The organism is Streptomyces sp. WM6372 (assembly GCF_001279655.1).
GTDB lineage: Bacteria > Actinomycetota > Actinomycetes > Streptomycetales > Streptomycetaceae > Streptomyces.
In genome coordinates this window covers 101,398-112,009 of the sequence record NZ_LGDB01000104.1, presented here as the reverse complement: position 1 = coordinate 112,009, position 10,612 = coordinate 101,398, and the positions used below count along the sequence as shown (strand labels likewise).

Below are 10,612 nucleotides of genomic sequence, written 5' to 3'. Positions count from 1 at the left end.
CCGCCAGGATGCGAACCGCGCTGGGGTGGGCCCCTGTTCGCGGATACCGCGCCGGATCGACGAGCGAACGGAACCACTGAGCGTTTTCAGCGTGGCCACTGATCGGGTGATGCCGGTCAGGTCGAGGTGAGGGCCGCAACGCACAAAGCCCCGTGCCATTGAGGGAGGTGTCGACGTCTCAACCCACCGGCAGAGGAGCCCTGTTGGTTCCCTATCCTGCCGCACTCGACCTCCCTCACGCCCTGGTCGAGTGGGTCACCGTGCTCATCGTTACCCGCGAGGGTGACCGCCGCTGCAAGCTCCCGCCGCACCGGCGTGCGCTTGTCGCTCTGGTGCACCTGCGCCGCCACGACACCCTCGCCCGGATCGTGGCCGGGTTCGGGATATCCGTCGGAACCGTCCACGCGTACGGCACCAGCGGGGCCGGCCTGTTCGCCGAACGAGCCCCTGGCCTGCTCAAGACGCTGCGCGAGCATGATCCGGACTTCGTCCTGCTGGACGGGACCCTCGCCGAGTGCGACCGCGTCGGCCGGCCGTCAGGCAGCATTCGCAGCGGCACTGGCGAAACCTTCATCGAACAGTGCTGTCCGGGAAGACCACCGTGTTCCAGGGGGTGGGGAAGGCCGGCTCCACCGCACATGCGCGCACGGGCCGCCCCGCGAGGGCAGCCCGACACGCAGTTCGGTGTGCCCGGCTTCTCGCAGCTTCTCAACGTCAGGGGCGGTGGCGACCTTCTCTCCGTCGATGGTCAAGGGTGCGGGTTACCTGGGGCAGTGACGGTCGTCGTGGGCCGCGTTATGCCGGAGGAATGAGGTATCCCGATGACAGCGGCCTGACGGCTGAGGAGCGGGCTCGGCGTGAGCTGGTCCGTTGGCAGCCGTCCATCTGATCGAGGCAGGAGCCAGTGACCGGGAGCGCCAATAGGATCTCTGAATATCTCTAGCGGCTCGACGACGGCAGCCCTCGGGCACCTTCCACCTTCGCTCCGTTGAGCGTCATTCCTCTGAGACGTGCGCCAGTGAAGTTCGCGTTCGTGAGGTCTGCGTCGGTCAAATCCGCGTCGGTCAGGTCCGCGCCAGTGAGGTTTGCGCCGGTCAAATCCGCGTCGGTCAAGTATGCGCCGATCAGTTTCGTGTGGGCCAAGCTCGCGCCACTCAGTTTGGCTCCACCCAAGTCTGCACCGGTCAGATCCGGGCAGTAGTACATAGACTTCCCAGTCTCAGGGTTGATGAACGTGTCGGTGCCGCAGAAGCTGGTCTTGGTCAAGATCGCATTGTTCAAGTGCGCACCACTGAGATTCGTACCCAACAGGATTGCCTGCGTGAGGTTCGCGCCGAACAGCGACGCTAGGCTCAGGTCCGCATCAGAAAGGTCCGCGCCACGGAGGTCCGCCCCTGTCAGGTCCGCTTCGCGGAAGTTGATCGTGCCGGTTCCCATGGACTTCAGCCCGCTCAAATCAGTGCGACTCAGATCGACCTTCGTCCCCTTGTCGAAGGCGGGTCGGCGGTGAGCCAATACATTCATGACTGCCTGAACATCCGCATCCGGCGAGTTCTCTTCCAACGTAGCCTGCGACTTCTGGGTGCCGCCGGCCGGAAGAGGGGCGTGCTGACGTACGTACGCGGACAGGACAGAGACGACCGTGGGATGGTCGCGCGTGGAATCCTGCATGATGCGCTGCAGGGCGTATATTCCCCCGAGGCGTACATCGATCGACTGCGATCCCAAGTTGTTGATCGCGGCGTTGTACCGGGTGGTGATCTGTCCCTGCTCACTGATCCGTAGTTCCATACTGGCCTGCCCCACCTGCCTCCAGGTGAACAGCAGCGCGGCCAGCGCAGCGAACCCCGGCAAGCTCACCGCCACCAAGCCGACCCACTGCATACGATTGCTGCCCGTGGGACCACCCGCCGCGAAACGCGGGTTCCGTCGCCGCCTACGTCGCCCGGCAGCACGCCGATCTGCGATCCGCCTGAGCCATCCGATGCCAAGGTTCCTGGTCACTTCCCCATGGCACGCCACAGGACCGAAGCAGTTACGGCGCCACACCGCCAAGGCACACGAACGGGCGTTCACAGGCCGCAATGTGAGGCCCACACCACAAACCACGGACATAAACCTTCGAACGAACGAGTGGCGGTTCCTGGCCAGAGGAGACGCCTGCCCGTACGCCAGACCTCGGTCCGCGGGATGGTGGGCGGCCCGGTGCTACTGCCGCAGCCGCCGCGGCACATGCCACCCAGCCGATGCGTCTCCTGCGTGAAACCCTTGGAAATCTGACCGCCCGTACCCGGTCGGGTTGGCCGTCCTGTCTGCGCGCTCGATGGCGTGCCGACGGTGTTGCGTGAACCAGCGCCTACGGCGACCGGCTGGGTGACCTGCGCCCCGCCTACGGCCGTGTACCGCGCAGCCCGGCTCGCGTACGCGCAAGGATGCACGGGCTCGTTCCCCGCATTTCTTCGCCGCTGGAGTTTTCAGTCCACACCGCCCGCAACCACCCGCACAGTCGAACATCCTGCTCCCGGTCCGGGCCCCGTCCCGGGCACGCGCCGACCGGCCGGTCGGTCACCCGACCGGCCCGTGGTGTCGTGGTGGCCGAGGACGATGGGCCGTGATCAGTGTGCCCGCACCGTAACCCCCAGCATCCGTGCGCCTGTCTCTGTGCGGGGGCGGTGGCGGCTCCCCGGGGCGAACACCACGTAGGTCCCCGGACCATGGCGTTCCTCTCCCTCGATCACCTCACCGTTCAGTACGTAGTACCGCTCTTCGGTGTCGTGGACGTCGACGTCCGGCCACTGGGTGCCCGGGGCGAAGTCGATCAGCCAGCCGGTGGCGAATTCGGTCGCGGGGAGCCTGCGGCGGACGATGCCGGGAGCGACGCCTCCTGGCTCGATGTCGTCGATGTGGACCGTGGTTTTCAACGGGCCCGTAGGCGTTGTTTCGCTCATGCGCCCACGATCACGCAGAGCGGGTACCCGGGCCGAGAGTCTGGAAAGACATCATCAGGTACATTCCTGCCATGAGCCGCCATCAAGTGGTCGCGCTGCTGAACGCGCCGCAGTCGCCGTTCGAACTCGCCTGTGCCGCCGAGGTGTTCGGGTCCGTGCGGCCCGATCTGCCGGTGCACTACGACTTCACGGTCTGCGCCGAGCGTCCCGGAGTGCTCCCGGCGACGACCGGGCCCGCGATGTACGTCGAGGCCGGGTTGGACGCGCTGACGGACGCGAACACCATCGTCGTTCCGGGCTGGCAGCCCACCGGGGCGACCGTGTCACCGAACATCCTGACCACTCTGCGCGCGGCGCACCGGCGCGGGGCGCGGGTGGTGTCCATCTGCACGGGAGCGTTCGTGCTGGCGCAGGCCGGGTTGCTGGACGGGCGCAGGGCGACAACGCACTGGCGGCGTGCGGAACAGTTCGCTGCCGCGTTTCCGCGGGTGGAGGTCGACGCGGACGTGCTGTACGTCGACCATGGCGACGTGGCCACCAGCGCCGGGTCCGGAGCGGGCATCGACCTGGCCCTGCACCTGGTACGCCGCGACCACGGCGCCGCCTATGCCGCCCAGATCGCCCGCAGCATGGTGCTGCCCCCGCACCGGGAGGGCGGCCAGCTCCAGTACGCCGCCCAGCCCGTGGCCATCAGGACCGACCAGTCGCTCGCACCGCTGCTGGAGTGGGCCCTGACCCGGCTCGACACCGAACTGACCGTGGATCGCCTCGCCGAGCAGGCGGGAGTGTCCGCCCGCACACTCGCCCGGCGCTTCACCGAACAGCTCGGCCGCAGCCCCGGCAAATGGCTGCTCACCCAGCGCCTCGCCGCCGCCCGCATCCTGCTCGAGCAGACGGACCTGCCGGTCGAGGCCATCGCCAACCGGGTCGGCCTGTCCTCCGCCGTCAACCTGCGACGCCGCTTCCGGTCCATGCTGGGCACGACACCCGGCGCCTACCGAAGAGCCTTCGGCCGCTGAACGAACAGCTGACCTCGGGTGGCGACGACGAGCCCGGTGCCTCGGCCGGCGGCGTCTCCGTCGACCAGGGCCGAACCTCCGGCGTCCCGGCCGCACTGATCGGAAGTTGGAGCGGTGGCAGCTCCGACGGCTTCAAGTCCTCCGTGTATAGCTTCTACCCGGACGGCTCCTACAGGTTGGATATCGGCAACGGGCGCATCGTCGGCCGTTTCACGGTCGACGGGAACCTGCTCACGACCTACACCCAGGGGGGATCATCACAGACGTACCGGTGGGGGATCGGACCCCAGGGGTACCTGTTCCTCAACGGCCAGAGCTACGTTCCGTTCAGCTAACCCGGCCAACCTCCGCTGTCGAGGTGGCGGCCAACCACTTCTGGAATTCGCGGTGGCGGAACTGGTAGGCGCCGCCGGCTGTGCGGAGCAGACCGCCCTTGTACGCCCAGTCCAGAAACCGCCCGAGCCGCCGCGGCAGCCGACGACCCAGACACAGCACGAACACCAAGTAGCGGCGGCCTCCCCCGAAGAGCGACGCCCATTTCATGCACACGGCGAGCAGGCCCATGATCATCGCGTCGGGGCCGGGCGTGGAACCGAGCACGAGTACGTCTGAGAACGACATCACCCACCACGCGGCCATGACGGACATTCCCGCGGCGACGAGGGCCACGCAGCCGATGAGGAGGTCGCCTCGGAAGACGTGGCGCCACTTCACGGCGGCGTTGGTGTCGGGCGCGTACATCCGGCCGTACGCCTGGGTGATGCCGCTGCCGATCACGTTGACGATTCCCAGCCGGACCGCCCAGAAGGCGGCGAGGGCAGGAAGGAATGCGACGAAGGAAGAGAAGCCGGCCTCGGCCGCCAGCCAGGCCAAGGGGAGGGCGAGAAGGCCGCCCAGCGGGGCAAGGACGAGCACCGCCGGCAGCGAGTCAATCAACAGGGTCGCGGTCGCCCGGGAGAACACCCTCCCCCAAGGCACACAGGCCGGATCGGACGGGAATTGCAATGCCGTGTGAGCTGTGAGCGCGGCGCCCAGACAGATGGTCGCCGCCATCGCCCATGGGTTCGCACTCCCGCCGAGAAACGGGATCGGCAGGAGAAGGAGGAACGCCAGAGCGACCGTCACCGCGTCCAGACAACGTACCCGGATCCGGCCGGCGATCGGCCAGAGCCGCTGCCTGTGGATATCGGTACGCTCGGCGCCGACGGGGCCGGGTGCCAAGTGGCGGGCGATGGTGCCCAGCCAGCGCCGGATGCTCTCCGCGTCGTGCGACGTCGGGTGCAGGTCGACGACGGCCGGGATGAACAGGGAGAGCAGGTGTTCGCGCAGCGCCTGCTCCGTGGCGTAGCCGAAGAGCTCCGTGGGATCGCCGCCCCTTTGGTAGACGGTCTTGAGGAGGAAGAGCCACCAGGGCGTGGACAGGGTCTCGCGCAGCGCACCCGACCAGTGCGTGGGCAGGGCGGCAAGGAAGGCCCGCCAGCGCTCGTCGTGCCGGAAGAGGTGGGTCAGGTGGACTTCGATGTCCACGCGGCCGAGGGGGGCGATGTCGATGCCGGCCGCATGCCACAGGCGCTCGGCGACGGGCAGGGCGTTGTAGTGGCCGGTGCGGCACACCAGGATCAGCGGAAGTCCGGGCGCGACGGGCCCGTAAGCGTTGAGAGCCCTCAGCACCTTCAAGGCGCGTGGCGCCCGGGGGTCGGGTAGTTGCAGTCCGTCCGGGCCGTACACGGGGGCGCCGCCCTCCGTGGTCAGGCCCGGATCCATCTCGTCCAGTCCGTCCAGGACCGGAATCAACAGCCGGTGCTCGATGATCCAGGCTGCGCGCTGCGGTGAAATGCCATGGTTCTGAACTACTTGGGCGGCCAGGAAGTGCTCGAACGGGGTGTCGGTGTTCCATTCCGCCAGCGACAGCCGCACGGGTACGGGTGCGCCCGCGGTACGTCGCCCGATGAGTCGCATCAGCAGCTCCACCGACAGCACTGTCTTCCCCGCTCCAGGAGGTCCAGTGATGACCAGGCGTCCCGTCGACGTCCTCTCGTAGTAGGTGGCGATGTCGGGCACACCCGAGGCGCTGTCGTGTTCGAGCTGCCCATGGGGTGGGGCCTCGCCCGGGAGTCTGTCGTCGGGGCGGCGCGAGTAGGACAGGTTGAGCCGGTGCCCGTCCTGCCCCACCATGGCCCCCAGCCCGCCCGCTTCGTCCTTCGCGATCGTTCCGGCCAGCGTGTCGACCGCGCCTTCGGCGAGCCTCCGCGCGTCATCCGGCTGGCCGGGCGAGAGTCGGGCGGCGTTCAGGCCCGCCCGTGCGAGCAAGAGGCCGGCCACCGCGGCCACCATCGACACGATCGAGGAAGTGTCGCCCGCGTTCTGGCCACCTCTCGCCAGCTGTGTGATCCCCCACCCGCCCGCGGCGGCCAGCACAAGCCCCCCGACCAGTTGGAGACAAGCCTCCACCAGCCGGCCTCCCCGATGCTTCCGACTCATTCCAGAAGTGTGCTCGGGCCACCCGTACCGGACACCCCAAGGGATCGGACCGTGACAGAAACATTGGACGCGACACGCAGCATCCTGCACTCCGGAGTGCAGGTGTGATCTCCGCCGGGGTGGCTGCGGTCAGGTTCCCGGCTTTGCTGACTTACGGGCGTGCCAGCGCTGGCATCCCCATGTCCGCGTCGGGAGATTCGTGAAGCGATGGAAGCGATGGAGACGAGACCGGATACCGAGGGACGAGATGGGCATTCAGTCTCTGGATGAGAGCGGCCCGTACGGTTCGGCGTCTTTCCCGTGATCGGCCGTCTCGGCGCAGGCGGCATGCGACACGTCTATCTACGACGTTCACTCGCGGACGGCAGCCTGGCTGCTGCCAAATCCCCGATCTCCTCCGGGGAGGTCACCTCCGCTGACCGCCGACGGTTCGCCCGTGAAGTGAAACTGGCTCGCCTGGCACAGGGGGTGCACACGGCGCGTGGTGGCATCGGATGCCGGGGCAGAGCAGCCTTGGATGGCGACCGAGTACATCCCGGCCCCCTCAATGGCCGAACGGTCGCCCGCGGCGGCCCGCTGGAGGGCATGCAGCCCGGTGGGCGACCCGGCGCCCCGGCAGGGGTCGAACTCACCCTGATCTTCGGGTGTTCGACGATGAGGCAATCGACCTCGAACGGGGCCGTTCCCAGGGCTGCCGAGGCCTCGCACAAGAGAAGGTGGCGCGACTTCCGCGACCTGGTCGTCCGCGCCCGCATCCAGCTCGGCGGGCCGATCTTCCTGGTATGGGACAACGTCCGCCTCCATGCGACGTCCGGCATGCGGGAGTTCATCGAGGCGAGCGCCGAGTGGCTCACGGTGTTCCAGTTGCCCACCTATGCCCCGGAACTCAACCCGCAGGAGGGCATCTGGTCGCTGGTCAAGCGCGATATCGGCAACCTCGCTGCGCCCGACCTCACCCAGCTCACCCGAGCCCCTGAAGCGCCGGCTCAAGAAGATCCAGGACCGCCCGGGCCTCGTTGACGGCTGCCTCACCGGAACCGGGCTCACACTCGCCTGACCGCGCGAGACGGCCCTCGCGTCTTCAAGCGCGAGCGTCGGCCGCCTCTGGTTCGGGCGGATAGAGGTCGAGCACGACATCCAGCCCGAGCGCACCGACCTCGGCGAGCAGGCGTGCGGGCAGGACACAGCCTCCCTGACCATTCTCGCTGCCGAAGCCGAGACGCAACTCCAGGTCACAGTCGACGGACAGGCTCGCCAGCTTCTCGCGATGCCCGTCAACGAGCGCGACCAGCACGCGCACATGGTCCGTGAGATCGCTGTCATCAGACAGTCCGCTTCGCCTGATCCAGACGCTGCTCTCCCGTCGAGCGCTGGTCGGATTGCGAGGACTCATCGGGCTGTCCCGCTCGAACTGCTGGTCCGCCGCGATCCCCAGGCAGCCCGAGATCTCGCCAGCGGTGACTGTGCGGCTCGTGATCCGGATCGAACCGGCCGTCCACTTCGCGACCGGTGCGGCCGGCTGCATCCTTCGGTCCTCTGGCACGTCCTCACAATCGCAGGGCAGCCGACCGGGCGCGAACCGTTTTCCGAAGGTCTCAGGCACGGATGGAGGGCAACGCGACCGACATCACGAGTTCAGGTTCAGTGACGGCGCCGGTCGGCAGCTACACACCAACGAGTTCGTGCATGGTTGGCGGTGAGACGTGAAAAGGTGCAGGTCGGCCCGGTGGTCACTATGGCTAACCGGCCTTGCGGGTGACGGTTTGCAGGTGTGACAGCAGTCCGGCGATGGCTTGGATCGTGTCGCTCATGTCGCGTCGGCCCAGGTGCCGGGCGAGGGCTCGCCAGTTCTTGAGGTGTGCGATGCCGTGCTCGACGCGGATACGGCGTGCGGAATGCGCCTTGCGCTGCCGCTCGTGGATCTCTTCGTACCAGTCCGGCGGGTTCTTCTTGAACTTGCGGTGCGGTTGCGTCACGACGCGGCCACCGGTCTGAGCACCCAGCCCCTGATAGCCGGCGTCAGCGAGAACCTCCACGGCCGGGTCGTTGACCAGGTGCTTGACCAGGCCCAACTGCCGGGCATGGGTGATGTCGGCACACCTTCCCGGCTGGGCTGGACTGCAGAACAACAACCTGCCAGCAGAGTCGGTGAGGACCATGACCTTCACGGCGTTCTGCTTGTTCTTGCCGGAGATGACCTTCTCCCGGTCCTGCGGCCGGCCGCCGGACTCGGATCTCGGTGCCGTCGATGATTCCGGTCTCTCCGCTGACGCCGAGGTGGTCGATGAGCTGGGCTAGGGTGCGGAGCCGGATGCCGGATGCCGGATGCCGGATGCCGGATGCCGGATGCCGGATGCCGGATGCCGGATGCCGGATGCCGGATGCCGGATGCCGGATGCCGGTGGCGACGGTGCAGCCCCGCTCGGCGAGCAGCGCCCGCACCTCGCCGATCACCCGGGTGACCGTGGAACGGTCGACGCCGAACCAGCGGGCCAGCACGTCATGAGTGGTTGCGTGGCGGAGATGGACGAGCGGGGCCAGGAGCCGGTCGATGAAGACCAGCCGGTGCTTTCAGCCGGCCCCGATGGCCCGCATCCGCGGCCTGGACTCCAGTCCCGCCTGCTGCCGTTCATGCCATAACGGACCCCCTCGGAGACGATTTCCGCGATCACCTCGGCCCGCAGTCCTGTGATCCGCCGGTCGCTGACGATCGCTGCACGAGCCTCATTCCCCACCGCACGAACACGATCAGGGATCAAGCTCCAGCGTCGCACCGCCAACCATGCACGAGCTCGTTAGGGCCACCAGCCTGGGGCGCGGCAGGTACGGCCGCGGCGGAACGCCGGTCCGTGCGTGCGCTCCCCGCTTCTTCCTCGGCTGCGTCGTCTCGTGCGCCTGCTCCACGGCGATCTCCAGCCGGACCCAGCCCTCGGCCGGGGTGACGTCGAAGGTGACGAACGAGCAGCAGCCGCCTCGCGTGCCACCAAATCCCGGAACCTATCCTCGGCACCCGGCCCGCCGACGAGGTGAGCACGTGTCACGGGCAGCGGCACCGCAAGGGTCGTCGCCCGCGCAGGATGAGTAGAACGGCCGGAGCGTCAGGAAGCCTCAGCAGTGCGGCGCAGGCGGGACCGCAGGCCGAGCAGGAGCGCGGCGGTCACGGCCCAGGCGGCCAGGGTGAGGAGCGGGCCCGTGACGTGGGCGCCTCGGAAGTAGCTGAGGTCGGTGATGGCACGGACCGCTGCCCCCGGCGGCAGGAGCGCAGAGACGGCACGCGCGGCCGGCGGCAGGAGATCCGCGCTGATGGCGGCGCCACTGGTGGAGTTGCCCACGGTGAGCAGCAGCAGGGTCGCGGCGGGTACCCCGACGGGACCGAGGTGCGTCCCCAGCAGCTTGGTGGCGAAGGCAGCGGCCGCGGCCAGCAGCGTGAGGGTGAAGGCCAGAGGGACGATGGGGGCAGGTACGGCACCCAGGACGGGCCCGGCAAGGATCGCGGCCACGGTCCCGATTGCGGCGGAGACGGCGCCGAGCAGCCAGAACCGGTGACGCAGGTGGAGCAGGCCGGCGAGACCCAGGGCGTTCTGGGCGAGGACGAATCCTGCGAGGGTCACGCCGAAGGCCAGGTAGAAGCCGGCCAGGCCGCGCGAGTCGTAGCGGGTCAGGGGCACGACGTCCTGGGTGGTGACCTGCCGGCCCACGCCCTCGGCGTAGGCACCGACGAGGCTCTTGACGGCCGAGGTGGTGGACGGGCCGGAGGCCCCGGCGACCTCCAGGTGCAGCCGGCCGCCGGGGCCCTCGCCGAGCGCGGCCGAGACCTCGTGCCGCTCCAGGGCTCCGCGGGCGGCCGTGGCGTCGGTGACCGGGTGCACGTCGACGCTGTCGCCGAGTGCGCCGCTCACCCGGTCTGCGAGTTCCTGTCCGGTGACGGCGATGGTGACGTGGTGGGGCTGAGGGTCACGCTGCAGGCCGATGTAGCAGCCGATGAACGCGGCGGTCAGGACCAGCGCGATCACGGCAGGCTGAAGCCAGGCCCGTACGGGCGGGCGACGGCGGGTGCCGGGGACGGGCTGGGTGGGGGCTTCGCCCACTCCGGCGGCCGCAGGGACAGCCGGAAGGGATGTGACGGGGGAATTCATGGAGGGTCTTCCTGGCCCGGTCCGGCGG

At 68.6% G+C, this 10,612-nt stretch carries 7 protein-coding genes and 3 pseudogenes; 3 read left to right on the top strand and 7 right to left on the bottom strand.

Features of this window, described 5'->3' with window-relative positions; translation table 11 throughout:
- Positions 1-203 precede the first annotated feature (203 nt).
- Positions 204-530 (top strand): annotated as a pseudogene (locus tag ADK52_RS09650) (helix-turn-helix domain-containing protein); the annotation flags it as partial.
- Between the two features lie 409 nt (positions 531-939).
- On the opposite strand, the gene ADK52_RS09645 reads toward ADK52_RS09650, so the two are convergent.
- Both ADK52_RS09645 and ADK52_RS09640 read right to left on the bottom strand, forming a co-directional pair.
- Positions 940-1,884 carry a pentapeptide repeat-containing protein gene (locus ADK52_RS09645; RefSeq protein WP_053689351.1) on the bottom strand — a complete coding sequence of 315 codons (945 nt, stop codon included), beginning with the start codon at positions 1,882-1,884 and terminating at the stop codon, positions 940-942.
- A gap of 731 nt (positions 1,885-2,615) precedes the next feature.
- Positions 2,616-2,948 (bottom strand): cupin domain-containing protein, encoded by a 333-nt coding sequence (locus tag ADK52_RS09640; RefSeq protein ID WP_053689350.1) that lies wholly within the window; start codon positions 2,946-2,948, stop codon positions 2,616-2,618.
- 71 nt (positions 2,949-3,019) lie between these two features.
- Between ADK52_RS09640 and ADK52_RS09635 the strand changes: the two genes are divergently transcribed.
- Entirely contained in the window at positions 3,020-3,967 is a 948-nt protein-coding gene (locus tag ADK52_RS09635; RefSeq protein WP_053689349.1) for a helix-turn-helix domain-containing protein, read from the top strand.
- Positions 3,968-4,294: 327 nt separating this feature from the next.
- On the opposite strand, the gene ADK52_RS42920 is transcribed toward ADK52_RS09635, so the two are convergent.
- Positions 4,295-6,448, bottom strand: coding sequence for an NACHT domain-containing protein (locus ADK52_RS42920; RefSeq protein ID WP_199828476.1), 2,154 nt, complete (start codon positions 6,446-6,448; stop codon positions 4,295-4,297).
- Positions 6,449-7,165: 717 nt separating this feature from the next.
- Here ADK52_RS42920 and ADK52_RS44975 point away from each other — a divergent pair.
- Positions 7,166-7,505 (top strand): annotated as a pseudogene (locus ADK52_RS44975) (transposase); the annotation flags it as partial.
- A gap of 24 nt (positions 7,506-7,529) precedes the next feature.
- Here the strand turns inward: ADK52_RS44975 and ADK52_RS09615 are convergent.
- From ADK52_RS09615 to ADK52_RS09605, 4 genes and pseudogenes are all read right to left on the bottom strand, one after another.
- Positions 7,530-7,973, bottom strand: a complete 444-nt coding sequence (locus ADK52_RS09615) for a DUF4279 domain-containing protein (protein ID WP_053689346.1) — start codon at positions 7,971-7,973, stop codon at positions 7,530-7,532.
- 214 nt (positions 7,974-8,187) lie between these two features.
- Positions 8,188-8,607: a transposase family protein gene (locus ADK52_RS42915; protein WP_199828477.1), complete on the bottom strand. Its 420-nt coding sequence runs from the start codon at positions 8,605-8,607 to the stop codon at positions 8,188-8,190.
- 313 nt (positions 8,608-8,920) lie between these two features.
- Positions 8,921-8,989 (bottom strand): annotated as a pseudogene (locus ADK52_RS43505) (hypothetical protein); the annotation flags it as partial.
- 557 nt (positions 8,990-9,546) lie between these two features.
- Complete coding sequence (locus tag ADK52_RS09605) at positions 9,547-10,584, bottom strand: hypothetical protein (protein WP_159045893.1); 1,038 nt, start codon at positions 10,582-10,584, stop codon at positions 9,547-9,549.
- Positions 10,585-10,612 lie beyond the last annotated feature (28 nt).